Consider the following 25,553-nt stretch of genomic DNA (forward strand, 5'->3'; position numbering starts at 1 on the left):
CTTATTTTTCCTCCTTTCCTACTTTCCTCACAATTGCTTTATTACTAAATATCTTCGACCCACCGAAAGGATCTCTGACGATAATAGTCAATGGCATCTCGCCATTAGCCGCTTTACTAAGGTGGGCTATTTTATCCGAGCATATTTCGTTATCACTCTCGCAGTTATTACGTAGTAAGTCTATTATCCTTAGTAAAATACCCTCGATAGTAGTTATCTCGCCTTGCGACATAGCTCCCGGAGTAATCTCTATTTCGAGCTCTGGTATCGAGATACTTGCTGTAGACGAGCGTACGAAAAGTGCCCTTTCATCACCTGGCTTCTCTATCCTATAGGTTATTTCGACGGGTTCTCCGAAATCTAACGACATGACATCTCTATGTTTAAAACCGCATCTAGGGCATCTAACCGTTGTTAACAGTAGTTGACCTACTAATGGCGCTTCGTATAAATACTCTTCTGCTATCGCGTCGCTGCCGCAGACCGGGCATTTAACATTATATTCGAGTATTTTAACAGGCTCCCTATCCTCCATATTCTTATCCTCCCGGATCTACCAGGTTAACCTGCCTAGTGAGATGTGATCCATCACAACTAGGGGCTTTTAAAAACTTTGGCCCGAGACCCTCCCTACAGACAGCAGCTGTTAAACCTTTTTCAATAGCCTTAGCTATAACCGGTTCTAGGAGGGATTCTCTAATATTCTTCGGCAGGTACCTGTAGCCGTGAATGTATTCTCCATTTCTCAAATATAACTTATTATACAAATCCTTTAATTCGGGAAAAGCCTGGATAATCCTCTTGTAGCTATCTGGCTTCATCTTATAGGTTGATGTAACAACATGTTTTGCGCCCGCGTTAGCTACGGCTTCGACAAGCTCTTTAAGCATTAAAGGGTCATCGTTTAAACCAGGCAGTATAGGGTCTATTCTAACACCAACCGGTATTCCCGATTGGGCGAGCCTCTCTAGCGCCTGTAATCTGCGGGAGGGGGGAGGCGCCCCTGGCTCGAGTTTTCTAGCTAAGTTATCATCTAGTGTTGTAATAGTTATCATAACAGCGGAACTAGTCTTCGATAATATATCTATGTCTCGGACTACTATATCTCCTTTCGTCGTTATAAGAATTCTAATTCTTCTACTAGCTAACAACTCGAGAGCCTTCCTAGTCAACCCCAGCCAATTTTCTACAGGAGGATATGGGTCGCTGCTACTACTCAACTCGACCACTAGCCTCTTATCCACGTAGTTTAAATCCTCTCTCAGATTCTTCAAGAAATCTTTTTTCGGAGTACTAGGTTTCCGGCCGATATACGATGTAGCATAGCAGTAGAGGCAGAAATGGCTGCAACCTGTGTATGGGTGGAGGCTGTATTTCAACGGGCATGTGCAAAGGGGCGAGGACCAGGGGTCGAAGGGTCTGATAACTTTCAGCTTCCTAGAGGAATAGAAAAATTCTCTCTTCACTCTAGCACACCTAAGGGTAAAACACGGGGCTGTACCCCGCCTGACCATCATCCTTCATTATCATCAACCATAAGGTTTCATCGGGATGCGTGAGACGGCGGGGCATTATATTCTAATGTCAAACCGGTTATTTAGATTAAATTTATTTAACTGAGTCATGAATAACATTAGCAAGGGCTCTGATGGTTACAGGCATTACCCGTAATGCTATGCTTGAAATAGTTGATTTTATAATAAAATCTATTGAAGTAATAAACGACCACGATAAAGACGCGTTCATCGATACCCTTGTTGAAGCGTTTAAACGAGGCTCTAAGATATTCGTTACAGGGGCTGGTAGAAGCGGGTTAGTCGCAAAAGCATTCGCTCTCAGGTTGATGCATCTCGGTTTCCCAGTATACGTAATGGGCGAGACAATAGTCCCTAAGATGAATAAAGGAGATGTCTTAATAGCTATATCAGGCTCTGGAAGAACAAAGACTGTAATATCGCTAGCTGAAGCAGCAAAATCTATCGGCGCAACTGTTATAGGTATAACAACCTACGCGGATTCTCCGCTGGCTAAAGTAGCTGATATAGTAGTCCACCTCCCGGGTAGAACGAAACTCTCTAGCGAAGACGACTACTATATTAGACAGTTGATAGGTCTCCACGAGCCTCTATCACCGCTTGGCACTTTATTTGAAGACCTTGCAATGGTGTTCCTAGACGGGATTATTGCGGAGCTTATGGATAAGCTGGGCGTGTCAGAAGACGAGCTAAGAGAGAGGCATGCTAATATAGAGTAATACCTAGTTTAGTCCAACCCCCTGCTTTTTAGCGCGACCTCGATCTCTCTACTTCTCCTAACCAGTATTTTAACAGCGTCGAATAATACAATGATATTGCCTCTAATACTCCATTTTAATTCAAGTCCTCTAGCTTTTTTGAAATCTAATGAGCTCTCGAGCTCTCTGAGGATATTGTTTACGAGCCTTACAGAGAGCCCTATCCCAATTTTATCCATTACCCTGGACATCGTAGCCGGGCTCGTGGTTGCTAGAAGGAAGAGCATTGACAGGAAAGTGTTTAGCCCATAGATATAGTTGTGGAGGATAAACGTGTTAAACCCTCTGGTTAAATAACTTACCAGATAGATTAGACCGCCAGCTGGGGTATATATAGCGAGGGCTATTCCAAGAAGGTAGAATTGCCTTGTGGTTAGAAAAAGAGTAATATTGATAACGTTATTCGCTAGATCGAGTCTAAGGTCTTTGAAGAAGCCTATAGCAATAGTTATTAGCATGAATACTATTTTCAGTAAAAATAGCACGATATTATCCGAAGAAGGCTTACTCCAGTTTTCGAATATTACTTTGATCAATGACATAACATCGCCTTAGGTATTATGTTGTATTTCGCGAGTATTTCATCATTTAGCTCTCTAACACCAAGTACTTCAATACCTAGTCTCTCCCTGTCTATGATGAGTACGCTGGTTGTTTTCAGTAAACTCCCATACAGCGGGTTGTTTAATGCGACGATAATATTCTTTCCTCTCTCTACGCCTTTGTTGAGGATTTCGCTTAGTACGATAATACCTTCGAGATCCAGGTTATCGAATGGCTCGTCTAGTAACCACACATCTTGATCCGCTATCAGCACGCTTGCAATACTAACCCTCTTGGCCTCCCCACCGCTTAGTGTAAATGGGTCTCTCTCCAGAAGGTTGGAAGGTACAAGTTTCTCGACTATTTCATAATTCGGTGCTGCCCCAGTATGTTTAATTATTAGGAATATCTCGTCTCTTACTCTCGGCTCTATGAAACCATAATACGGGTCTTGCCATGTCAAACCTATTATTCTAGCAACAATACTCCTCTTCTCTCTATAAGGTTCAATACCTTTTACAAGCACCCTCCCAGACAAGGGTTTGAGGAGCCCAGCTACTGTTTTAAGGAAAGCTGTTTTACCAGACCCGTTGGGACCTAATAGTAGATGGAGCCCTGGTCTTAACACTAGGTTCACGTCTTTTAGCAGCGGCTTATCCCTACTATACCCAATTGTGACAGCCTCTAATACGATATCCGTCATGCCCCAATCCTTTCAGCGAATTTAACTAGTAGATACCCTACAAGCTCTAAAATAATGAATTCGCTTGCTAGAACCGAGTAGAAAGCCCATTCCGGTAGACCGAATACTAGGTAGAGTTCTAGATACCCTATTGTAAATGCTATCCATAGAGAGCTCGCTACGCTAGCGATCGAAAAACTGATTAGACCGGCAGGCTTTAGCTTCTTCACAACGAAGTAGATCAGGGCTGCTCCGAGATTAGTTAACGGCCCGAAAATCCAGTCCCATACCCCGAAAGGGCTCACGATATTGCTTAGAAACCCTCCTATTGTCAATCCAATTATTGATTCTACACCCATAGACTCTAAATAGGGTAAGACTAGCATTACATCAGCTATCCTAAATTGTAGTATTCCATAAGACCAGTATCCTAGAGCAATAGTGAGAGCAGCGTATGCTCCAGCTATTATCGATGCTTTAGCCACAGCTATCTTGCTAACCATGTCCGAGACCCATGGGATGTCTTACATAGGGGTTATTCGCTTAAAAAGTTGTTTTAACTCCTTCTTCAAGTAGGTACAAGGCTATGGTGGATGTTAGGATATCTGCGGAGCTCCCGGGGTTAATATTGTTCTGCTTGAGGCTGGAATCGAATTCGAGGAGATGCTTTAGCCAATCACTAGAATATACCATCTTCTTTATTTCACCAGCCTTTTCGTAAAGTCTGTACGCAGCCTCGAGGCCGTGTTTCCGCACGACCAAACTGTCTAATTCGCTCGATAATATCTCTATAAAGGTCAGTACTACGGCTTTATTCCAGTCTTTAGTCTCATCGAGTTTTTCACGGAGGAATTTAGAATATTTACGACTCCTAGGGAGGGCTTTTACAACTTCGTCTGCTACAATATCGTATGCCGAGCTATACCTGAGAACGTCTATTAACCTATGTCCTTTAGACCTGAGTTTATTCTCGTAATCAGGGTCCCATATGTTCACATATTCCATAGTATTATCGGTCTCTCTCAGATAACTCGGTTTAACAAGTCTCAGCGATTTGTAAAACAATATCGTATCATCTATGCTGGTTTCTTCAACGACACTCCCATACTCGCCTACAATACAGTCTACGCTAGTATACCCTTTATTCATACACTTACCGATGGATATAGACATTGGGGATAGCAACAGTATCTGCCCTAGCGAAGTATTCTTTCCCGAATACTCCATCATCCTCGAGACTCCTTCATAGATTATCGAGCCGAGGCTTACGCTCAAACCTCTACAGGCTCTACTAATAGCGTTATAGAAGATTCTTTCGAATACTAGAGAGTTATATAAGAAAGCCAGATATGGTTTATCCCTGTAATCAGACAGCCTATGGGTATTGCCTGGTTTAGGGTAGGCTGACGCCTCGAGAATTATAGAGTAGGAGAGGAGACTAGAGTAGTAATCGATTAGATTACTCGGGCACTTCAAAGCATTTTAAACCTCTCGTCTCTATCTACCCTACCCCTCGGATGGTAGCCCATTTTCTCCCAGTAGCCATCCCTATATTCATCTGTAAACAATATTTGTTTAACCCATTTAACGCTCTTCCAGCCGAATAGCTCTGGGAAAAAGACTCTAACAGGACCCCCGTGTTCGACCGGGATCGGCCTACCGTTAAGTCGTAGGGCTATCAAGCCCTTTCCAAACTCGTCCAATGGGACGATACTAGTATAGCCGTCGTAGCCCTCTATAAACACCCATCGAACCCTCTCTAATGGTTTAGAAACCTCAATAATGTGTTCGGCGGGCACGCCTGTAAACAATAGGCCTTTTACGCTCCAACCTGTCACACAGTGGAAATCGGATTCTAGATCTATCTTAGGCATCCTGTCTAGGTCCGAGTATTTCAACTCGAGCTCTTCCCTGACTAGTCCGGCTACTCTCAAAACCCAGTTCTCTGGAGATAGAGAGGGTATTCCTCGGACAGCATATATCACCTGATAAGGTATAAACCTCTGCCTACCCGCATTCCTACTCCCAGCATAGAGCTCGCGTAACGCATCGTACCTAGATATCTCCACCCTGCTCCTAATAGTATCAGCCGCGTTCTTTAGCTCTCTAGGGATTGTCGCAATTAATCTTCGCACTTCTTTCTTATACGAGACTACTCTTATACCGATATAGTGGTCGCTTGAATCATAGGGTTTCAAATGTAGTCTGTAAAGCATGTAGTCTCCGCCGATATCCTCGTTGCTAGCGAATTCCAAAATACCGTTTAAACCGATTTCTGACAAAATGGTTGCTATCCGATTCTTTAATTCCTGGATATCTGAATACTGTGTTTCCACAGGGCAATCAAATATCGCATAGAGTTGGGGCCATTCACTTCCAGGTTCAATCTCGTAGCATATCATCGTCGTGTCAACCAGCTGATAACTCCACACCTAGACATTATGGCAGGTTTTTATTAAAATATCTTGTTAAAGGTATGAAATTCTCGTTCCTTGTAAAACCCGGCTTGCAGTTAACCCCTTTCTCTCTACAGGTTTTTTCGATTTCATCGAAGAGGATACGCCAATTATAGTTTACAGCTATCTGAGAATAGGGGGACAGTGGGTGATTTTCTCTCATAAAAGGCTTGACGTGGAGGCTGTCATAGTACACATCCGAGCCTGTGGATGAAGCGATCTCGATGATCCTGACCAGTTCTCCGATATCGTCATTTAAACCCGGTATTATAGGCCCTATGAAAATCCATGTCCTAATCTTCTCCGAGCTAACTCTTTCTAGAGCCTTAACCCTCTCCGAGGGCGGCGGAGCCTTCGGCTCTATGAAAGAAGCTTTCTTAGGGTCTAGTGTCGTGATAGTGAAGCCTACATCTACATAATTCGAATAACTCGATAGCAGGTCTATGTCTCTAGTAACTAGTGTTCCCTTCGTTTGTATACTTGCTTTAAACCCGTGTCTAAACAGTATCTTAAGCGACTCCCTTGTCAGAAAATATTTCGCTTCAACAGGCTGGTAAGGATCGGTTATAGTGCCTACCCCCACTATGCCTTTAGTTAAATATTTTACTTCCTTCTCAAGCTTCTCTACCAGATTGATCTTTACGCCTACGACCTCGCCCCAGTTCATGCTTACCTCTTTAATTCTTGTATAAAGTCTAGCATAGCAGTATATACAGCCATGGTAGCATCCTAGGTAAGGGTTTAGAGCATAATCTAGGTCAGGGAGTCCACTCTTTGATATTGCTTTCGAGACCTTTATCTCAATTACTTTTATCGCGCTCACCTTTCATGGCCAGGAAGCTTTTAAGATCCTCGCTTCTAAGTATAATGTTAAGTAGTCTAGAAGCCTTAAGCCACCTGGCTGATTTAAGCCTCGTATTTTCATCAAGGTAGTTGAGCACCTCTTTGAAATCGTTTGTTATTAGAACAGGCCCCTTCTCGTAGGCTTTCCTCAACGCCTCCCTCACGAACCATACTCCGATGGGAAGGTTAAACCCAGGGTATATCTCTCTCAATAATATCGCAGCAGCCTGTTTTCTCAACCTCCTCAAATGCTCGACTGTAGCAAGCCTGCTAGCGTAGTAGCACCCGCCTATTGAAGGATAGCCCCTCCTACCCCTATAGAGCTCATAGTCTCCTTCAACACTAACTTCTAGTCCGAAAGGATTCCATGTTGAACCCGGCCACCAAGCCTCCATCCACTCGAAACTCCACTTTCTAGGGGCTAGTATTGCAATAAACAGGTTATCGTGTAGCCGTAGGTCGTATAGATAGAATTTATCCAGCGGCTCATACTTTTTCACTTCTTTCAATAGACTAGATGATATAATAGAGTCTACCGCTGTAATACTCCATCTAGTAGGGACAAGCCTTCTCTCACTCCTAGCGCCTAGTAGCCCGACGCTGAAGACTCTCTGAATATACGATACCGGTAGATTGTTTTCATATAAGATGTTTACTGCTTCAATAGCTTTAATATCGTCGTTTACGACCTTGTCAACGATTCTCGGGATGTACGGGTTAGACGAGACTTTGTAGGCTTCAAGAGGGCTCCTGGGACCGAGCGGGGGGTTTGTCTCATCTAGGATGAGAGATGGTCTAGGAGGCTTAGCTAGCCTGATCTCAACGTCGACAGGTCTAATACTCATTGAAACCTCCTGAACGTCTCTCACTAGCCGGCTAGCTAATTCATCCTTCCTAGCCTTGTCGTAGCCTAGTATCATTGTAAGTCTGTAATTCAGGATATCGTTTAATCCCAGGCTAATCCATTTCTCGGGGTAGTCATATAGCAAAGTATCTCCTTCTTCAGGCGGTACTCCCAATCCGATTCTAACAAGTGGATACCCATGTCTCCCAATGAAAACCGATGGAGGCGAGGACCCGAAAATTTCACGCTGGAGTTTCAAAGGACCTAGTTTCGAAGCGATGTATTGCCTCACTAAGATGAGGCAGTAGGATAATCCGCACCATCCCCTACCCCTGCACAATACGCAGAGTCTCGGGTCTATGTTAGGGCTCTTGCTCAAACTATTCTACCGTTTCTATCATCTAAATAGTGTATTAATGCTTTATAATGTATAAAAAATATTATTTTACCTAGACTTATTCCTGTTAGAGTTCAGCTCAGGAGCTATCTTGTAAGCTACTCCGCCGCTGAAAACTCTCATTATGGAAGAAACTAGGAAAGGAGCGTATATGTTCCCAGTCATCGATACCAATATTGAACCGGTGAAAGCGCCTATTGAAGCAATAAGGTTTGAGCTAAGGCTTGAGATAGATATGAAGACCGGCCTCACCTCGTCTGATGTTAGGTAGAATGTGTATATAGCGCTTGTTAAATCGAGAGAAGACCATGCGTAGCCGCTATAAGTCTCTGCTAGGATCGTCATCCATGGATTTACCGAGGCTATGTAAGCTATAGGCACAAAGCTTGTCGAAACCATTCCTATACTTAGCGTAGGCCTAGACCCGTGGTTCATAAGCCTATTTTTCCATTTATTAATAGATACAAACTTGGATATTAGCCCAGCCATGTTTTTAATCATTATAATAACCTCGTTCCCGTTAAGCACATTCAGAACAAGGTAGTCCCAGAAGGGTGCTGGTATATTCACCGAGTAGTTGAATAATAATTGTACTCCCAGGTACTTTAAGATATTCTTGTCTAGGATAGTATTCACTGTATAAAAATGTTTGTTAAGACTATTAGTGTAGTTAGCAGTATTCCTACGCGGGTCTTCTATCATAACGAGCATAATACTGGAAAATACTGCTGCCCCCAGTGCTATAGAGTACACGATCAAGTATGCTATGAGAAGCTGTTTTACAATAATGAATGTCAAGGAGCCTACGAGGAAAGAAAGGATTGTCGCAATATATATCAGCTTGTTTATCCTAGTCCAGAAGACAGGTGCCTCGTTTATATCGACGAGGTCGCCTAACAAATCTCCAGCCGACACACCGGCTATTCCACCAGCTATCTGGGTTGAAGTAGTCAGGCCTAGCAGGTAATAGAAGTTGTACGGGGGTGCTAGGAAGACTCCGAATATAGCTAGCGACAACCCGATCCTATTAACTATCCCGCCGACATTCCATAACGTTTTCCTCTTTTTCTTTATAAAAGACGGGTTGATTAAGGCAGGGACCTGGGAGAGGGCGTAAGAAAATATCCTGGTGGTAGTTAGTATACTGATTTCTAAAGCGTTGAAACCGAGGAGTCTGAGGGCTAGCGCATTAGCTAGACCTGATGAGATATTAACGGAGAAATTATACGATGTCGTCTCAAGCTGGTAAAACCTCCTACTCTTCTCTAAAACATTATCGTCCATAAGCAAGCCCTCTTAGTATCCATAGACAGGAAAGAATTTTATAATAGAGGATGAGATTAGAAAAAAGGAGAAGATAAAAATATTTTATAAACCAAGTTCTCTTAGCAATTCTTCCCTCTTAGCTATCTCTCTCCTTTTCTTGAACAGCCTCGTAGAGAAGTATCTTGCGGCATAGTCCGGTAGGATTGTTACAATCTTGCTTCCTTCCTTGAAATTGTATTTCCGGGCTACTTTAATAGCTGATACTACGTTTGCCCCGCTACTAATCCCTACCGGCAAGCCCTCGAGCCTAGCGATCTTCCTAGCCATCTCTATTGCTTCTTCACTACTAGCTGTTACGAAATCGTCTATGTATGCTTTATACCTTGCTATAATATCTGGAACAAACCCGTCGCCAACGCCTTCTATCTCGTGCCTCCCCCAGGGGCCCGGCTTCCCTTCTTTGAACCAGTATGTTGCAACAGGGCACTCGGCTGGTTCAGCACCTACTACGATTACATTCCTGCATTCTTCCTTCAGCCTTTTAGCTACTCCGACCAGGGTTCCTCCTGTGCCTACCTGTGCTACGAATGCGTCTGGGCAGCCAACCTGTTGCAGTATCTCTTTCCCAGTCGTTTCATAGTGTGCTTGAACATTGGCGTCATCGCTCCACTGGTCGAAGAAATAGTATTTATCTGGGTGTTCTGCCGCTAGTTTCTTAGCTGTCTCTAGTGCTAGGCCGGCATCGCTTTCGCCTCCAGGCGTGAACAAGAAGTCTGCTCCAAACAGCTTCATTAACATGAACCTTTCAGCGCTCATTTCTTCAGGTATCACTATTAGTACCTTGAACCCCATGAAAGATCCGATTGCCGAGAAGGCTATTCCAGTATTTCCTGTAGTAGGAACTACGAGGGTCATGCCAGGCTTTAACTCTCCTTTATCCATAGCTTTCTTTATCATATAGTAAGCCATCCTATCTTTTACGCTCCCAGTCGGGTTTAGGAATTCCATTTTACCCCAGATCTCTGCTTTCACATCGCTCGGTACTACCCTGGATAGTTTTATGATCGGCGTATTACCTATGCAGTCGAGTATGTTTTGGCATACTTTCACATACATCACCTTGTATTCTAAAATATGTCGAGGGTATAAAATGATTACTTTTTCAATATACAAATATAAAGAATTTATACCACATCCTCCAGTAGATTAATGCTTAGTAAGGTGGTGGGTATAGAATTAATCGAAATCTATAAGCCAAAGAGTCTCAGAGACGCCTTGGAGTTCTTAGACAAGCACGCTCCAGATGCCAAGCCGATTGCTGGAGGCACAGAGCTCTTGCTGTTAATAAGAGATAGGAAGATAAAACCGCCGAAATATCTAGTAGACCTCCTCCCACTAAAGAAGAACCTTTCCTACGTAAAAGTCGAAAACGGTGTTGTCAGGATTGGTGCTCTAACAACAGTATTTGAATTAAGCGAAAGCATATTACATGCAGATAAAAGATTCGCAGGCTTCGTCGACGTCTTTGATAAATTTGGTACAATGGCGTTAAGATTCGAGGCTACTATAGGAGGGAATATTAACGCAGCAACCCAATACAGCGACTACATCACACTACTACTAGCTTTCGACGCTAGTGTAAGGGTTGAGAGTGTAAAAGGCGTTAGAGAGTTAAAGCTCTCCGAGTTCATAGTAGACAAGAGGAAAACGGCTCTAAACCCCAATGAGCTAGTTACCGAAATAGTATTCAAAGAACCCCCGGCTAATTCGAGTAGTTCTTTCGTGAAATTCGATAGGAGAGAAATATTGATCGCAGGTATTGTAACAGAGGCTACCTACCTGGCTATTGAAGGGGGTAAGATAAAGGATGTTAGGATCTCTTTCGACATGGTCTCTGGAAAGAAAATACCTTCGAGAGCATATAAGACCGAGGAATTCCTTAAAGGAAAAGAATTCAGCGATGAAGTACTCGAAGAAGCAGCAGAGAAAATACTACCATCCGAGATGGAAAGGGTAAGTGACTGGTGGACTAGCGCAGACTACAGGCTTGAAATGTCTAAGGTCTCCCTTAAGAGAGGTTTGAAAACCGCGTATAGGAGGATAGTAGGTGGGTGAGATGGTGAAAGTCACCTTAACCGTTAATAATGTAAAATACGAGTTAGACGTCCCGCCTACCGAGAGGCTAATAGACACTCTAAGGTACAGGCTCGGTCTTACAAGTGTTAAAGAAGGATGCGGAAGAGGCGAGTGCGGGACCTGCATTGTTCTCGTGAATGGCAAGCCAGCCCATTCCTGTCTAAATCTTACTTCCAGGCTTGACGGAGCCGAGATAACAACACTTGAAGGAATAGCACCCCCGGGTAAACTACACGCTATCCAGGTAGCGTTCATCGAAACCCGCGGCGTCCAATGCGGGTTCTGTACTCCAGGCTTTATCATGGTGACGAAAGCACTGCTTGATAGGAATCCTGATCCAGATGAGAAAGAGATCCGTAAATGGCTTGCAAGCGTGCTATGCAGGTGCGGCAGCTACCCGTTGTATTTCGAGGCTGTTAAGAGAGCCGCTAAATACATTAGAGAGGGGAAGATATACTTTGACGAGAGAGAGGTTAGGGAGAAATACCACCTAAAGGTTCTCGCGAGGTGATATTATGAGTAAGCCGGATTATGTTGAGATAGTTGAGGAAATGTTCTACAAGACAAGGGATAAGAAGACCGAGGAATTCAAGTATATTGGTAAAGACGTAGTAAGATGGGATGCTATCTCGAAGATAAAGGGGAGCCCGGTATTCACAGCAGATTTGTTAAATCTTGTTAAGAACCCGGTGTTCGTATACAGCGTTAGGACGAAGTATGCCCACGCCAGGATTAAAAGTATTGATGTAAGCGATGCTGTCAGATACCCTGGCGTAATAAGAGTATTCACAGCGAGAGACGTGCCAGGTATAAACGATGTAGGCTACGTTATACCAGACCAACCGCTTCTAGCAGATAGGAAAGTAAGGTATATCGGAGATACTGTAGCACTCGTCGTAGCCGAGTCTTTGGAGAACGCTAGAGATGCAGCCGACCTTGTTAGAGTAGACTACGAGCCTCTAAAAGTATACCTCGACCCTCTAGAGATAATAGATTTCGAAACCCTCCAGGAGAAACCCCACGAGCTAATACACGACGAGAGAGGTAGCGATATCCTCACCAGGTACAAGATAAGAGTTGGGGATGTTGAGAAGGCTTTCAGAGAAGCATCTGTAGTGGTAGAGAATAGATACGAGACACCGTTCCAGGAGCATGCATACCTAGAGCCTGAAGCAGCAATCGCGATACCGGAGCCTGACGGGAGCATTACCATATACGCTAAAACCCAGTGCCCATTTGATACCAGGAAGGCTGTAGCCAATGTCCTAGGACTACCTTTCAACATGGTTAGAGTTATCGCGCCAGCTCTCGGAGGAGGTTTTGGAGGAGCTGAAGACGTCGGTAACGAAATAGCAGCTAAGGTGGCTCTCGTAGCCTACTACTTGAAGAGGCCAGCGGTGCTAATCCATACTAGAGAGGAGTCTATAATAGGGCATACGAAGAGGCATAGGACGATATCGTGGTATAGGCATGCTGCGGCTAGGGATGGGACACTACTAGCTGTCGAAGCAAAGGTAATCCTCGATAAAGGAGCATACGCTAGCCTAGGCCCATTCGTAGCGTGGAGGGCTGTTGTACACAGCACCGGCCCCTACAGGGTTAGGAACGCTAAGATCGATGTAGTAGCAGTATACACGAATAAGATACCTGGCGGAGCGTTCAGAGGCTTCGGCAATCCACAGGTGACATATGCGGTTGAGAGACAGATGGACTTGCTTGCCGAAGAGCTAGGGATGGATCCTGTCGAGTTAAGACTGAAGAATATTCTCAGAAACGGGGATAGAACAGTACACGGTCAGTTACTAGACCACGGAGTTGGTCTCGAAGAAGCTATTAGAAAAGCTGTAGAATTAAGCGGCTGGTATGAGAAGAGAAAGCTGTACTCGCAGCTCAAAGGGCCTGTTAGGAGGGGTATTGGTATAGCGATCTTCTACCACGGGAATAGTATTGGTGCGGAAGGAGCTGATTACTCTAGTGTCTCAGTAGTAATCCAAAGAGATGGCTCGATAATATTCAGAACAGGCCTAACTGATATGGGTCAGGGCGCTATACAAGGGTTGATAAACATCTTATCGGAAGTACTAGGCGTCCCACCACACTATGTTAAAGTAGAATTAGCAGACACGTCTGCAACTCCTGACGCTGGTCCTACCGTAGCATCCAGGTCTACTGCTATGGGAGGTAACGCGACCCTGGTAGCAGCCTATAAGCTTAGGCAGAGGCTAAACAAGCTGGCCGCTGAACTCTTAGGCTGCGGCTCTCCGGAGGAGGTAGTAATAGAAGCACCTAAAGTGTATTGTAGAGACGACCCATCTCACTCTATAACATGGAGGGAGCTAGTAGAGCAAGCGTTCTGGAAAGGAGTCCCGTTGCAAGAGTACGGCTACTACAGGGCTCCTCCGGCAGAGTGGGATGAGGAGACCGGTACTGGAGCACCCTACTTCACCTACACCTACGGTGCTATTGTAAGCGATGTTGAAGTAGACCTTGAAACCGGGCTTGTAAGAGTCAAGGAGGCTACTACAGTATACGATATAGGGAGGGTTATTAACAGGACTGGAGCGGAGGCACACGCTATCGGAGGCTACATACAGGGGATGGGCTATGCTCTCATGGAGGATCTCTACTATGATTCCGAAGGCAGGTTGCTGAATAACAACCTCAGCACATACCATATACCTACCGCGCTAGATGTACCGGAGAAGTTTAACGTAGCCTTTGTCGAAGCAGGATACTACCGTGCACCGTTTGGTGCGAAAGGTCTAGGAGAGCCCTCTATAGTTGCTATAGCGCCTTCGATAGCTAATGCTGTAGCACACGCTCTCAGGAGTAGAGAAGCTAACAGACTACTCTCCAAGCATCCTATAATACCAGACTACCTATATAGTATCATAAAGAAAGCCGGTGTTAAACCGTAGTTTTCAAAAATATTTTTTATCTCTATCCTTCTATTCTCCTAACTAGTCCTCTATCGGCTACTAGGTATAGTCTACCATTCCTAACCTCAATATCTCCGATAACATAGTATCTCCCACCGGGTATTTCCGCGTATAATTCTCGGCTAGTCTCGAAATAGACTTCTTCGCCCCCTATCTTAGCCATCCTTTTCGATGGGAGGATCGGGTCTATACTATTATCTAAAACTACGGTTCCAGCGAAAGGCTTCCTTTCTTCTACTTCTTCTATACAAGACCTTGACCCTTTCTCGTACCTGTAGAGCCTTATATTCACAAGTTCTCCGTTTAATATGAAGCTCAGAATTGTTCTCGACTTAGACAATATGTATGTTTCAAGATCTATTTTCCCTTTATGCTTATCCAGGTACTCCTCTATGAAAAAATATAAACTCGGCTGTTTCAAAACCCCTCTATCAACCAGGTCTCTAATCCTCTCGGCAGTACTCTCGTCGGCACCATATATGATAACATCTATATCCCACGCACCATTCTCTCTGACAACACTGCTGCCTGTAGCCTCTATTCGATCGGCATCCAGCTCCAGTAGAATTGATAGCTCGCTTATAACTTTTCGAACCTTGAACGGGTAAAGGCTCCTATGGAATTTATAAGAGCCGAGTAAAGGTATACCTGGAGCGTTCAGTTTAAGGCAATCCCACCATCTGGAAAACCTATCTGCTATACGAGTTGCTTCGTGGTGCGATAGTTTTCTTTTATTGTATAAATCGTATCTCGGATATGCCAACAGATAGTCTTCGGAATGCTGGAAGCCTTTAACTATCCACCCGATCCCCTGGAAAACTATTAGCTCCCCTTCGAGAAGTCTAAATGACCTAGTATCGCTACGTGTGGAAATCATATATCTGGACTCTCTTTTCTACCAGCTCCCATCCGAAACCATAGATTTTCCTCAGTATTTCAGGTGTTAAAACCTCTCTCGGCTCTCCGTATACGTAGATGTTCTTATTCAAGACTAGGATCATACTAGTATATTTCAGCATGAGCGATGGATCGTGCGAGGATACAATTACCAGTTTTTCCTTGCTCAGAGACCCAATGGTTTCAGCAAGTAACACTCTACCGTGGGGGTCTATATTCGCTAATGGCTCGTCGAGTATTAATATCGGGGGATCGGATACTAGGGCCCTTGCTAGGAAAACCCTCTGTCTTTCCCCTCCTGAGAGCTCTGATACTTTCTTATGCCACAGGGATTCGTCTACGCCTGCTTTAACCAAGGCTTCCTTCACTGCATCCTTGTTTCCCCTAAGAATCCTAGGCCATTTACTATACATTCTCATACAGCAATCGACAAGCTCCCAGACGGTAAAGGGAGTGTTTAAATCTATGTCAAATGTCTGGGGCATATAGCCAACCTTGCCTTTGAGTAATTCGGGACGGCCTGTTACATCAGTACCATCTAGCAGGATCCTGCCTTTAACCGGTTTTAACAAGCCTAGTATCGTTAGAAAAAGGGTTGTCTTACCCGCTCCGTTAGGACCTATTACTTGGATTAAACCAGGCCCTTCAAATTTTATGTTCATAGACTCCAATACAACCTGGCTATCCCGTTTAACGTAAACATCTTCAACCAAGATATACATTGGAACACCAGATATTCGAATTGTGCACAAGATTTATAAATATATTCAGCAGTACTGTGCACAAGGGATTACTATGATTAAAGTCGGGATTATCCTGCTTACTATGATCTTGCTAGCTCTTGTAATACCAACTGTGGAAGCAGGCGCAGGGAACGGGTTGCATATTATTGTGACTTTCCCCGGCCTAGTATACGATTTGAAAAACATTGTATGCGGAAACGACGTTGTCGAAAGCTTGATACCCCCGGGAGTAGACCCTCACGAATACTCTCTTACAACAGGAGATGTAGAGAAACTCCAAGCTGCTGATTTGATAGTTTCAACCGGCCATACAGGGTTCGAGTTGAAGATCGAAGAGCTCTGGAGGAATGGCGTTATTAGAGGTGTCCTAGTCAACATCCTTGAAATACCGGGTATAATAGTCAAAGAAAACCCTATGACAAGGCAGCCTGTATACCATATGCCAATATACGACCCTTTGAATTACATAGTTTTCGTAAGAAATGTGTCTGAAACACTAGCTAGCCTAAATCCCTCCGAGGCAAAATGCTACTATGAGAAAGCATCTAGCGTAGCAAGCCGTATAGCAAGCCTGTACGTGTCTACTCCGAGACTAGGCTCTTACGCGATAGGAGACCTCCCATACACGGTATATGTTGCGGACTGGCTCGGGCTAAACTTGGTTGGGCTTATCGTTAAGGAAGAGGGTTTGCCGGCTACACCAGAGGACATAGCGAGATTCCAAAATATGCTCTCGAACGGTACTGTAAAATACTTGCTTGTTACAGCTTATGGGAGCGATAATCCGGCAGCCTCTTCACTACTAGAGGAATGGTCTAAAACCTATAATGTAAAAGTTATAAAATTATATAGTGAAACATATCCGAACTCGATTCCAGACAAGCTAGAATACATATATCAGCAATTATTGAATATTACAATCCGGCCCCAGCCACTATCAAGTACTTCTCCTAGTACTGGTATTGGAAACAATGTAGGAATGGGTTTAATCATAATTGTTCTAGCTCTAGTCGTACTTTCTGCTACAGTAGCCTACTATATTTTGTGGGGTAGGAGGCGTTGAACACGTTACTATTAGCTCTTTTATCAGCGGCTATATTATACGCTGTTGGGTTATCACTACAGTATAATCCTTACTGGGTGCTGATTATGGTATCAGCTACATTGAGTTTCTCTATCCTCAGCATAATAGTCGCCTACAGGAGGCTTTTCTATCTAGCAGCTGAAATGCCTCACGTAAGCTTCCTAGCTGTTACGATAGGTATACTCGTCTCATACTATATTGCCAGAGGAATGGAAATACCTATATCTATAGCGATAGGCCTAGCACTAGTTTATGTAGTTGGATACATGATACACAAACGTATCGAGCCTTCGATCGCTACATCTATCTTCGTAGGTTCCGCGACATCCCTCAGCGTGATAGCAGCCTATTTCGTTCTTACAAGAATACCTGTAGCATATAGTATCACAAGCCTTATCATCGGGGACCCTCTACTAGTAGGTTTCAGCGATATATTGGCGTGTATAATCATTCTTATAATTACTCTGACAGCGTTTGTATTAACGTATCATGAGCAGGCCTCCATCGGGTTAGATGAGGTTGCTGTGAGGATTGCAGGTGTAGATACGAGGATATATAATTTCATAGCCTACACACTGCTCGGTTTAAACACTGTAGGGATGCTTAAGATCGCAGGATATATTATGGAGCATGTTTTCATCCTCATGCCGCCGGCGATAGCATTTGCTTTATCGAAGAGCTATAAAGGCGCTGTGTATTCAGCTGTTCTCTCAGGTATTTTCTCAAGCCTATTAGGCTTGCATCTGAGTATTGTCTTTAACCTAGCACCCTCCGGTACGGCTGGGCTAATAATGCTTCTACTATATGTTGGCATTCTTGTGGTGAGGAAGGTTTGAAGAAAAGGTTCGGGGTAAGCATACCGGATTTCCTAGCATGCGAACTCGATACTCTATCCAAGGAATGTGGTTTAGACCGATCGAGACTAGTCTCCCAAGCGGTTTTAAAATACATCGAGGATTTGAAGCACTACAGGAGCAAACACGATTGTTTAGGAGCCTGCCTCATCGTATCGGATAAAGGACTTGATATAGATTCAGACATATATAAAGATATAATCGTAAGCTACAACCACATCCATGTATCGGGCTTGTGCGTCAACGTCTTTATACTGAAAGGGGATTCAGAGCGGATACTAGAATTTTATACCAAGCTAAGCAAAAATTCTATAAAATCGATGCTTGTACCACTCCACTGAAAATATACGGGAAATAAGTGCTTTTAATCACTCGCCTTCCTCGGCGAGAGATGCTATATTCTTCGGTACACCTGGATCAAGCCTCCCATACTTCTTCTTTAATTCTTCTATGAGTTTTTTCGATAGATTATAGACTCCTGCCTTGTACTCTAAGTATCCTTCGCTTATGAGTTTTGAAATTACCTTAGAAATCTCCCTCTCGATAATCACATCATCGGGCTCTAGGACAAGGTCTTTCTCCCCTTTCTGAACTCTCTTCTTTACTTCTTCTCTAAGCTCTATCAAAGCTATGATCTCGCCTACGCTGATGTTCTTAACGAAGTATTCCATCACAATTCTTTCAAGCTTGTTCATTCTCAGGATATCTTTCAATTTTACTTCTCTACTCAGAGTAGACCACCCTAGTAATACCATGTGTTATAGAAGACGGGTTCGTTCACCATAAACGATTTGTTCCTTCTCGCTAAGCAAACCTGTCTGAAAACGCATTCATCGCATTTAGGCGAATCCCTTAAGCAAATAGTCCTGCCGTGGAGCCAGAATATATCATCAACTACCTCAGGCTTCAACCCAGAATACGAAGCTAGTAGCCTATACGCCTTCTTTACCAAGAGCCTTATACAAATATCTTCATCTGGGTTTATCTCTCTACCTGCCCTGATCCTATTCCACAGGTCTCCGGAAACCATGACCATACCTAGCCTGATCGCCTGCCTCGTTAAGTGGTTATCTACCGCTACGTCTAAGTCGTCCACGGGGTTAAACAAGCCTCTCGCTTTAAGGAACTTAGCTAGAAGCATAGCCTTCTTCTCGACAGGGTCTTCGAAAGCGCGGAAGACTCGCAGGTTTTCAACCAGCCCGGGCTTCTCTAAATCGCCTCTTACCCTGTTATTGCTTTTGTTTAATAATTCGAGAACGCTCCCATTATACAATTTCAGTAGTTTAAAGCCTAGGTCTCTTAACAGAAAGGCCCTGACCTCTGGGTCGGGTGGAGAGGCCTCTCCTACGCTAAGCCATTTCACAACTTCGTCTACAGAGATATTCGATAAGCGCTCTGGGCTGTAGAAATCTGGGTCTTCTTCAAGCTTTAACTTGCCTAGCCTATATAATAGGTCAGCACCATGATAACATCCGTCTTCAAGACAAGCCTCGTACGGCCTTCCGGGTCTGCTTAATCTATGATCCATCGCGACCATAACCATGAAATACCTTGTTACAGTCTCAGGCGGAGCATTCCTTGAAGGATAAAATCTTTCGTCAAATACATCTAATTTACCCATTTTTACAAAGTGCTTTACTAGAATTCTCCCGATTCTCTCGATAGTTCTTTCGTCGAGACCAGTAACCTCCATCGTCCATCGCCCGAGTCTTCCCAAGTTTTTATCTTATAAGCAAATACAGTCTCTTCTATTTGAGGGTATTCTTCGAATCTTATATGAGGATCTAGGAAAACAGTTTTCTTCGCATCTAGGAAGCCTATAATACTCTCACCCCCTATTGTTAATTCACTCCCTTTAACAATGCCGATATTAGCTTTCTGTATAAAGCCCTCGATAGTTCTAAGCTCTCTTACAATAACCCTCCCCCTCGTGCTTGTAATGAATACTTTAGCACAGTCCATTCTATCTATTTTTACCAATCCTCTCTCAGCTACTATGATACACCAGTCCCCGGTTATCCACTCAGCTACGCCACGTCCTACGAGCAGTATGAAACCAGCTGTGCAAACGCCTTTTATCAGGAATTTTCCGATATGGATAAGTTCTCTATCGCTTAGATTAATATATTTCTTAGATCCAATACCTATCATGATCAATTTCCTATCTCTGCCTATACTCGGATATCTTCATCCTGACTGCAACCAGTTTCTCTCTCACAGAGATTATTCGCTGGTAGAATTGTAGAACCAGTCCTTTGGTGACATCTTTGTCTGTTGAAATCCTCGCTATAAGCGATTCTATCTCATCGATCTCGTTTATGGCCTCATCTATTTTTTTAATTATCTCGTCGATTCCCCCTTCTTGCAAGCTCCAACCCTTTTTCATAACCGTATTTTAATGCTCTTAAATTAAGCTCTCTCACCCTACCTCTGAATAGAACCTCTACAGCTTTCTCCAGGGATTCTAATCCAAGTATACTCCTCAACCTATTATCGATACCGAGGGCTATGCCTAAGAGTAGTGTATTCGAGAATAGGCTCGACCCTGTTATTCGCTTGGCTTCCTGGTCGGCGTCTACAATATAGACTTTATTCAAGGTCTTGGTTAATGCTTCTTCAACCTCTATTATGCTAGGCGGGTTTGTGAGAGGCGGGGGCAGTCTGAATCTACTAGATAACACAACGGTATCCGGGTTGGCGTAATATATGTACCTGAGGGTTTCTAATAGTTCTAAACCTATTAACAGATCTGTTTCACCAGGCGGTATCAGGGAAGAGTATTCGTTATTCAATCTAACGTGTACTGAAAGAGTACCCCCTCTCTGACTTAGGCCGTGGGTTTCTGCAACCGTGGCTTTGATACCTGCTTCAGCGCTCGCCCAGGCGATTAAACTACCTAGCGTTAGAAGCCCCTGCCCTCCGACGCCTACAAGTAGTATATTAAACGGTTTCAATTTATCGCCTCCAAAGCTACTCTATATTCCTCTCCGTGTAAAACCTCTCCCATCCATCTCCACCTCTTTTACTGACTACTATAGCATGGAACGGACATATGTAGGCACATAATCCACATCCTAGACACATGTCTTCGAGTATGACTGGTTTCCTACTATTGTCGGGAATGATAATAGCAGGGCAGGCTGTTAGATTCACGCACGCCATGCAGGCAGTGCACTTGTCCTGGTCTATAGTGTAAACAGGGAGATCCACCTCCCTGTTCCTGGCGAGTCTATATGCTTCTAGAGAGCATCTCATCCTGGAAACGACTGCTACAGGCTTTCCTTCAAGGAGTTGCTTAAAGGCTTCTACAACTGTATTAATAGACTCTCTAATCCTCAACGGGTTTATGACGTAGACTCTGAAACCAATTGCTTCAAGAACCCTCTCTATCTCGACTACAGGGGCCTTTTCCCCTATGGCTGAATAGCCTGTACCGGGGTGGGGCTGGTGTCCTGTCATCGCTGTAGTTAAATTATCGAGTACGACTACCATGACCCTCCCTCTATTATATACTACATTAACCGATGGGGGTAATCCCGCGTGGAAGAACGTGGAATCACCTATTATCGCTATAATCGGGTCTCCTACTACCTTGCTAAGACCGTGAGCTATCCCTAGAGAACCCCCCATTTCAAAACACGTCATTTGTGTTTCGAAAGGCTTCTGATAGCCTAGCGTATAGCAGCCGATATCCCCTGTGTATATAACGTTCCTCAATCTCATCCTGTTGGCAGCCACTTTCAGGATGTAGAATGTAAGTCTATGTGGGCAACCCGGGCACATAACAGGAGGTCTCGGAGGGATCTTGCTGGATAACTCCACTTCTACCTGCCTAGGCGGCGTGATGTTCTTCCCTAGGAATTTAGCCACTCCCGGTAGCACTCTCTCAACACTCAACTCGCCGGATTCAGGTATGTAGTCCTTGCCTATGACTCTCGCTCTAATACCGTTCTTGCTTAGTATATTACGTATGTTAACTTCCAGGATAGGGTCTAATTCTTCAACTACTAGTATCTCGCTAGCGAACTCGCCTAGTTTCAGGATAGGTTTAACAGGAACCGGGACTGTCAGGTTCAGTTTTAGGACGCTAACTTCATCCCAGGCATTAAGCTTGCTGAGCGCTTCGGAAACATAGTTATAGGCAACTCCTGAAGCAACTATTGCCTTCTCCCTGCCCGGGTTAATAAACTCTAGTAGTGGGGGCCCCCAGTCGTTGTTTTCAATACTCCGCCATATTTTGATAGCTCTCTCCTTCATTCTCCTAGCATGTGCTGGTATAAGAACCCATCTCGAAATATCCTTGTCGAAAAACCCTGTACACTTCCTTTCTCGTGCTATATCCTCTTCCAACTCCAGGGTCTGCCTACTATGGCTAACTCTTGTAGTAGACCTGAATATTATCGGCTGCTGGAATTCCTCGCTAATACGTACTGCTTGCTTGACTAGTCTATAAGCTTCGACTACATTGCTAGGCTCTATAACAGGGATATGCGCTAGAAACCCGTACCATCTATTATCCTGCTCGTTCTGACTGCTATGCGCACTAGGGTCGTCTGCTGAGACTACTACAAAGCCTGCTTTAGTACCCGAGTAACCGCTGCTTACTAGGATATCAGAGGCAACGTTTAAGCCGACGTGTTTCATAGCTGTTAGGCTCCTCACCCCACTGATTGCTGCTGCGTAAGCTGATTCGTAAGCTACTTTTTCGTTAACACTCCACTCGACCAGTATATTGAGATCTCTCCCTACTTCGGCAACCGATTCTATAATCTCTGTTGAAGGTGTTCCAGGATAGCCTGTGAAGTAGCATACCCCGGCTTCTAAAGCCCCTCTCGCAATCGCTTCATTACCTAGCAGGAGGACTCTCGACCCCTTCTCGGCGACAAGGTATTTTAGTGCTATACGTGTCACCTAGGGATTATTCAACAGGGTTGGTGATATAATATTTTTAGGCAAATATTGTGGGATTTGCCTATTATCAAAATTTAAATATCTGCAATCCCACTTATACAATTAGGTGGGTTGTATGGTCAACGGGAAGGTAATATATGAGGATAACGATGTAATAGTCAGCCTAGCCCCGAGAGACGAAGAATTACCCGATATGGTTCTCGAAGCCATTAGAAAGAAGGGGCGTCCACTCTATTTTGACGAGATAGTTAAGGAGTTCAGTGGCCTAGCTGGCGAGGACAGGGTTAGGAAAGCAGTCAACCACTTGCTAGCATTAAAGAAGATAGTCGAATACCCGGATGGGAGTCTAGGACTACCAGGGATGAAATGGGAGCCGAGGAGGACTAGGAAGAGGAGAAGGAAGAGGATGCCTAAGCTAATGGGTGAAGAAGAGCCGCACTACTATTATATACCTCCTGAGCAATAAGTTAATATGTGATTTTTATTTTTTCCTCCCTTTCTTTGCTTTAAACTGTCTCCCTATGAACGGCTTATAGTCTCGACATTTTTCTTCGAAACCTTGAATAGAAATACCATACCTAAACATCATCTCGCATAGGAAATGGTCAGGAATTACTGCTAGAGAACCCCTTTCTGTCTTAACCATTAACGTCTTACCTGTTAGTCTCTCGGCTACTGCGTTTTCGAAAACCCAGTCGAGGAAAACAGGCATCCTAGTCGTGTTCAAGAACCCTCTCTTCCTCTGGATACCGTAATCGTCTTTTAATACATCCCCTACTTTCATATTGTCTTTGCATATACCGCTCGGATCGCATTCAATCCTCTTTATCACGGGATTTTCAGCTATTTTCACAAGTACCTCAGCCGGTAACTTAGTCTCAACCCCGGTCTCAGCTCTCTGCTTCGGTGCCTGGATGCTCTCGGATTCAGGTTTTACACTCTTCTTTTTCTCCTCGACAATGAATTTGATCAAATCATCTATAGAATCCTTCTTCTCCTCGGGCTCTTTCTGTTCTTTATTTGAGCCTCTGAAGAATTCTGTAAGAGGCTTGTACCTGGCTTGCCTAGGCTTCTTCTCATTATCAGGGCTCAAGTTTCTGGTCCTCCACTAATTCTCTAGTATTCAAAAAATACTAAATAACCCGCAGGCTTAATTAAGTAGGTGAAAAAGTTTTGGCCTGCCCCGCCACCTTATTAGGTGGCTGCCTACCCATTACCGGGGTATTACCAGATAGTTTAAATCACTACGCAGGCTATACCCCGGTTCCGGGTAGGTTTAAGGGCATTTGGCCGCTTATTATATATATTATCCTCCAGACCTTAAAAATTTAAGATCTATAGTAATTAGGTGTTTTAGCATGCGGTTATGCGGCTGGATTATAAGGATTAAACGTATAGGCAGAGTCGTTATAGCTGAAGTATCCGGATCTGATGTCAAACCTTATGTTATAGTTGGTAAAGAAGACATTAACCCAGGACTCTATAAGATGCTGAGCGAGCTTTCTATAGGTACAGCAGTATGTTTTGAAGGAGAGCCGTCGCCATCACAGATCAGTAAGCGGGGAGTCGAATATATTGTCAAAGAATTAAAGGTGTACAGTACTCCTCTCGAACCTATGCCCGTTGACCCAGCCGGTAAAGTGCCCGCGCTCTTAGATACTAGGATTAAGTATAGATGGCTACTTTTAAGAAACCCTGTTGAGAAAGCAATATTCAGAATCAGGCAGAGCGTGATCGAGGCAGCCCGTAGATATCTCTTAAGCAACGGGTTCTTGGAGATACATACTCCTAAGATAGTTGCGGCGGGGGCTGAAGGCGGTGCTACATTATTCAAAGTACAATATTTCGAGAAGGAAGCCTACCTCAGCCAGAGCCCGCAGCTCTATAAGCAAATGCTTGTAGCTTCGATACCAAGAGTCTTCGAGATTACGCCTTACTTCAGAGCCGAGAAATTCAACACTACGAGGCATTTGAACGAATCATGGGGTATTGACGTAGAACAAGGCTTTATAGAGGGTGTCGAAGACGTTATGAGGACTCTCGAAAACCTGGTCGCGTACATTATTAACTACGTTAGGGAGAATAATTCTGAAGAACTCGAACAGCTAGGCGTAGAACTACCCAGGGTTGAAACACCTTTCAAGCGATTAAGGTTTGAAGAAGCCGTCGATATCCTCAAGAGTAACGGCGTAGAAGTATCTGAGACAGAGGACTTAAGCGACCAAGCGGAGAGAGAATTAGGTAGGATAATGGCTGAGAAAGGGCACTACTTGTACTTTATCGTAGGATTCCCCTGGTCTTCAACAGCATTCTATTATATGCGAGAAGAAGACGGCTTCCACACGAGGAAGTTCGACCTCGATTTCAAAGGTCTTGAAATAGCTAGTGGCGGGCAGAGAGAGCACAGGCTGGATAAACTCGTAGAAGCGATGAAACAGAAGGGTCTAAATCCCGAATCATTTGACTTCTATCTGGAAGCATTCAAATACGGTATGCCGCCTCACGGCGGTTTCGGTTTAGGTTTGGAAAGGCTGATAATGCAGATGCTTGGCCTAAGTAATATCAGGGAGGCAATCATTTTCGTTAGAGATAGGACAAGGATAGTGCCCTAGCCTCCTAGCCAGCATTCGACGCTAGCAAACCATTTTCGGAAACGTCTATACAC

General features: G+C 44.1%; 29 protein-coding genes. 9 read left to right on the plus strand and 20 right to left on the minus strand.

The window, feature by feature from the left end; translation table 11 throughout:
* Position 1 precedes the first annotated feature (1 nt).
* Positions 2–535, minus strand: a complete 534-nt coding sequence (locus ACSU1N_RS04785) for a ZPR1 zinc finger domain-containing protein (RefSeq protein ID WP_440059103.1) — start codon at positions 533–535, stop codon at positions 2–4.
* Positions 536–539: 4 nt separating this feature from the next.
* Positions 540–1,466 carry an SPL family radical SAM protein gene (locus ACSU1N_RS04790; protein WP_440059104.1) on the minus strand — a complete coding sequence of 309 codons (927 nt, stop codon included), beginning with the start codon at positions 1,464–1,466 and terminating at the stop codon, positions 540–542.
* Positions 1,467–1,648: 182 nt separating this feature from the next.
* On the opposite strand from ACSU1N_RS04790, the gene hxlB reads away from it, so the two are divergent.
* Positions 1,649–2,254, plus strand: a complete 606-nt coding sequence (hxlB, locus tag ACSU1N_RS04795; RefSeq protein ID WP_440059105.1) for a 6-phospho-3-hexuloisomerase — start codon at positions 1,649–1,651, stop codon at positions 2,252–2,254.
* 8 nt (positions 2,255–2,262) lie between these two features.
* Here hxlB and ACSU1N_RS04800 read toward each other — a convergent pair whose 3' ends face one another.
* The 9 genes from ACSU1N_RS04800 to ACSU1N_RS04840 all read right to left on the minus strand — a co-directional run bounded on the left by ACSU1N_RS04800 (position 2,263) and on the right by ACSU1N_RS04840 (position 10,440).
* On the minus strand, positions 2,263–2,835 hold the full coding sequence (locus ACSU1N_RS04800) for a hypothetical protein (RefSeq protein WP_440059106.1): 573 nt from the start codon (positions 2,833–2,835) through the stop codon (positions 2,263–2,265).
* On the minus strand, positions 2,826–3,539 hold the full coding sequence (locus ACSU1N_RS04805) for an ABC transporter ATP-binding protein (RefSeq protein WP_440059107.1): 714 nt from the start codon (positions 3,537–3,539) through the stop codon (positions 2,826–2,828). Before ACSU1N_RS04805 ends, ACSU1N_RS04800 begins: the two co-directional genes overlap by 10 nt.
* The gene (locus ACSU1N_RS04810) at positions 3,536–4,021 is read right to left on the minus strand and encodes a QueT transporter family protein (RefSeq protein WP_440059108.1); all 486 of its coding nucleotides are present in this window, start codon (positions 4,019–4,021) and stop codon (positions 3,536–3,538) included. Before ACSU1N_RS04810 ends, ACSU1N_RS04805 begins: the two co-directional genes overlap by 4 nt.
* A gap of 40 nt (positions 4,022–4,061) precedes the next feature.
* The gene (locus ACSU1N_RS04815; protein ID WP_440059109.1) at positions 4,062–4,994 is read right to left on the minus strand and encodes a triphosphoribosyl-dephospho-CoA synthase; all 933 of its coding nucleotides are present in this window, start codon (positions 4,992–4,994) and stop codon (positions 4,062–4,064) included.
* Complete coding sequence (locus ACSU1N_RS04820; RefSeq protein WP_440059110.1) at positions 4,991–5,920, minus strand: molybdopterin-dependent oxidoreductase; 930 nt, start codon at positions 5,918–5,920, stop codon at positions 4,991–4,993. Before ACSU1N_RS04820 ends, ACSU1N_RS04815 begins: the two co-directional genes overlap by 4 nt.
* Positions 5,921–5,957: 37 nt before the next feature.
* Positions 5,958–6,797, minus strand: coding sequence for an SPL family radical SAM protein (locus ACSU1N_RS04825; protein WP_440059111.1), 840 nt, complete (start codon positions 6,795–6,797; stop codon positions 5,958–5,960).
* The gene (locus tag ACSU1N_RS04830; RefSeq protein WP_440059112.1) at positions 6,775–8,040 is read right to left on the minus strand and encodes an Nre family DNA repair protein; all 1,266 of its coding nucleotides are present in this window, start codon (positions 8,038–8,040) and stop codon (positions 6,775–6,777) included. The genes ACSU1N_RS04825 and ACSU1N_RS04830 overlap by 23 nt, the downstream gene beginning before the upstream one ends.
* A gap of 66 nt (positions 8,041–8,106) precedes the next feature.
* Positions 8,107–9,342 carry a hypothetical protein gene (locus ACSU1N_RS04835; protein ID WP_440059113.1) on the minus strand — a complete coding sequence of 412 codons (1,236 nt, stop codon included), beginning with the start codon at positions 9,340–9,342 and terminating at the stop codon, positions 8,107–8,109.
* 84 nt (positions 9,343–9,426) lie between these two features.
* On the minus strand, positions 9,427–10,440 hold the full coding sequence (locus ACSU1N_RS04840; protein ID WP_440059114.1) for a PLP-dependent cysteine synthase family protein: 1,014 nt from the start codon (positions 10,438–10,440) through the stop codon (positions 9,427–9,429).
* A gap of 105 nt (positions 10,441–10,545) precedes the next feature.
* On the opposite strand from ACSU1N_RS04840, the gene ACSU1N_RS04845 reads away from it, so the two are divergent.
* The 3 genes from ACSU1N_RS04845 to ACSU1N_RS04855 are packed head-to-tail and all read left to right on the plus strand — an operon-like array spanning position 10,546 to position 14,378.
* Entirely contained in the window at positions 10,546–11,439 is an 894-nt protein-coding gene (locus tag ACSU1N_RS04845) for an FAD binding domain-containing protein (protein ID WP_440059115.1), read from the plus strand.
* A gap of 1 nt (position 11,440) precedes the next feature.
* Positions 11,441–11,971 (plus strand): (2Fe-2S)-binding protein, encoded by a 531-nt coding sequence (locus tag ACSU1N_RS04850; RefSeq protein WP_440059116.1) that lies wholly within the window; start codon positions 11,441–11,443, stop codon positions 11,969–11,971.
* A gap of 4 nt (positions 11,972–11,975) precedes the next feature.
* The gene (locus ACSU1N_RS04855) at positions 11,976–14,378 is read left to right on the plus strand and encodes a xanthine dehydrogenase family protein molybdopterin-binding subunit (RefSeq protein WP_440059117.1); all 2,403 of its coding nucleotides are present in this window, start codon (positions 11,976–11,978) and stop codon (positions 14,376–14,378) included.
* Between the two features lie 22 nt (positions 14,379–14,400).
* On the opposite strand, the gene ACSU1N_RS04860 is transcribed toward ACSU1N_RS04855, so the two are convergent.
* Positions 14,401–15,276 (minus strand): hypothetical protein, encoded by an 876-nt coding sequence (locus tag ACSU1N_RS04860; RefSeq protein ID WP_440059118.1) that lies wholly within the window; start codon positions 15,274–15,276, stop codon positions 14,401–14,403.
* The gene (locus ACSU1N_RS04865; RefSeq protein WP_440059119.1) at positions 15,260–16,018 is read right to left on the minus strand and encodes a metal ABC transporter ATP-binding protein; all 759 of its coding nucleotides are present in this window, start codon (positions 16,016–16,018) and stop codon (positions 15,260–15,262) included. The genes ACSU1N_RS04860 and ACSU1N_RS04865 overlap by 17 nt, the downstream gene beginning before the upstream one ends.
* 73 nt (positions 16,019–16,091) lie before the next feature.
* Here ACSU1N_RS04865 and ACSU1N_RS04870 point away from each other — a divergent pair, with 73 nt between their 5' ends.
* From ACSU1N_RS04870 to ACSU1N_RS04880, 3 genes are all read left to right on the plus strand, one after another.
* Positions 16,092–17,102, plus strand: a complete 1,011-nt coding sequence (locus ACSU1N_RS04870) for a metal ABC transporter substrate-binding protein (RefSeq protein ID WP_440059120.1) — start codon at positions 16,092–16,094, stop codon at positions 17,100–17,102.
* An 86-nt stretch (positions 17,103–17,188) separates the two neighbouring features.
* A complete protein-coding gene (locus tag ACSU1N_RS04875) occupies positions 17,189–17,959 on the plus strand; it encodes a metal ABC transporter permease (RefSeq protein ID WP_440059121.1) in 771 nt (256 codons plus the stop codon).
* On the plus strand, positions 17,956–18,318 hold the full coding sequence (locus ACSU1N_RS04880; protein WP_440059122.1) for a CopG family ribbon-helix-helix protein: 363 nt from the start codon (positions 17,956–17,958) through the stop codon (positions 18,316–18,318). The genes ACSU1N_RS04875 and ACSU1N_RS04880 overlap by 4 nt, the downstream gene beginning before the upstream one ends.
* Before the next feature lie 27 nt (positions 18,319–18,345).
* Here the strand turns inward: ACSU1N_RS04880 and ACSU1N_RS04885 are convergent, their stop codons facing one another.
* The 6 genes from ACSU1N_RS04885 to iorA are packed head-to-tail and all read right to left on the minus strand — an operon-like array spanning position 18,346 to position 22,888.
* Entirely contained in the window at positions 18,346–18,732 is a 387-nt protein-coding gene (locus tag ACSU1N_RS04885; protein WP_440059123.1) for a PolB1-binding protein PBP2 family protein, read from the minus strand.
* Positions 18,720–19,670: an iron-sulfur cluster loop gene (locus ACSU1N_RS04890; RefSeq protein ID WP_440059124.1), complete on the minus strand. Its 951-nt coding sequence runs from the start codon at positions 19,668–19,670 to the stop codon at positions 18,720–18,722. Before ACSU1N_RS04890 ends, ACSU1N_RS04885 begins: the two co-directional genes overlap by 13 nt.
* The gene (locus ACSU1N_RS04895) at positions 19,616–20,128 is read right to left on the minus strand and encodes a hypothetical protein (RefSeq protein ID WP_440059125.1); all 513 of its coding nucleotides are present in this window, start codon (positions 20,126–20,128) and stop codon (positions 19,616–19,618) included. The genes ACSU1N_RS04890 and ACSU1N_RS04895 overlap by 55 nt, the downstream gene beginning before the upstream one ends.
* 10 nt (positions 20,129–20,138) lie before the next feature.
* Positions 20,139–20,345, minus strand: a complete 207-nt coding sequence (locus ACSU1N_RS04900; RefSeq protein WP_440059126.1) for a hypothetical protein — start codon at positions 20,343–20,345, stop codon at positions 20,139–20,141.
* Complete coding sequence (locus ACSU1N_RS04905) at positions 20,314–20,931, minus strand: indolepyruvate oxidoreductase subunit beta (RefSeq protein WP_440059127.1); 618 nt, start codon at positions 20,929–20,931, stop codon at positions 20,314–20,316. The genes ACSU1N_RS04900 and ACSU1N_RS04905 overlap by 32 nt, the downstream gene beginning before the upstream one ends.
* Positions 20,932–20,947: 16 nt before the next feature.
* Entirely contained in the window at positions 20,948–22,888 is a 1,941-nt protein-coding gene (iorA, locus tag ACSU1N_RS04910) for an indolepyruvate ferredoxin oxidoreductase subunit alpha (protein WP_440059128.1), read from the minus strand.
* Between the two features lie 115 nt (positions 22,889–23,003).
* Here iorA and ACSU1N_RS04915 point away from each other — a divergent pair, with 115 nt between their 5' ends.
* Entirely contained in the window at positions 23,004–23,354 is a 351-nt protein-coding gene (locus ACSU1N_RS04915) for a hypothetical protein (RefSeq protein WP_440059129.1), read from the plus strand.
* 15 nt (positions 23,355–23,369) lie between these two features.
* Here the strand turns inward: ACSU1N_RS04915 and ACSU1N_RS04920 are convergent, their stop codons facing one another.
* Complete coding sequence (locus tag ACSU1N_RS04920) at positions 23,370–23,981, minus strand: hypothetical protein (RefSeq protein WP_440059130.1); 612 nt, start codon at positions 23,979–23,981, stop codon at positions 23,370–23,372.
* 265 nt (positions 23,982–24,246) lie between these two features.
* Here ACSU1N_RS04920 and aspS point away from each other — a divergent pair, with 265 nt between their 5' ends.
* Positions 24,247–25,500, plus strand: a complete 1,254-nt coding sequence (gene aspS, locus ACSU1N_RS04925; RefSeq protein ID WP_440059131.1) for an aspartate--tRNA(Asn) ligase — start codon at positions 24,247–24,249, stop codon at positions 25,498–25,500.
* Positions 25,501–25,553 lie beyond the last annotated feature (53 nt).

Source organism: Thermogladius sp. 4427co (genome assembly GCF_051933805.1).
Lineage (GTDB): Archaea > Thermoproteota > Thermoprotei_A > Sulfolobales > Desulfurococcaceae > Thermogladius.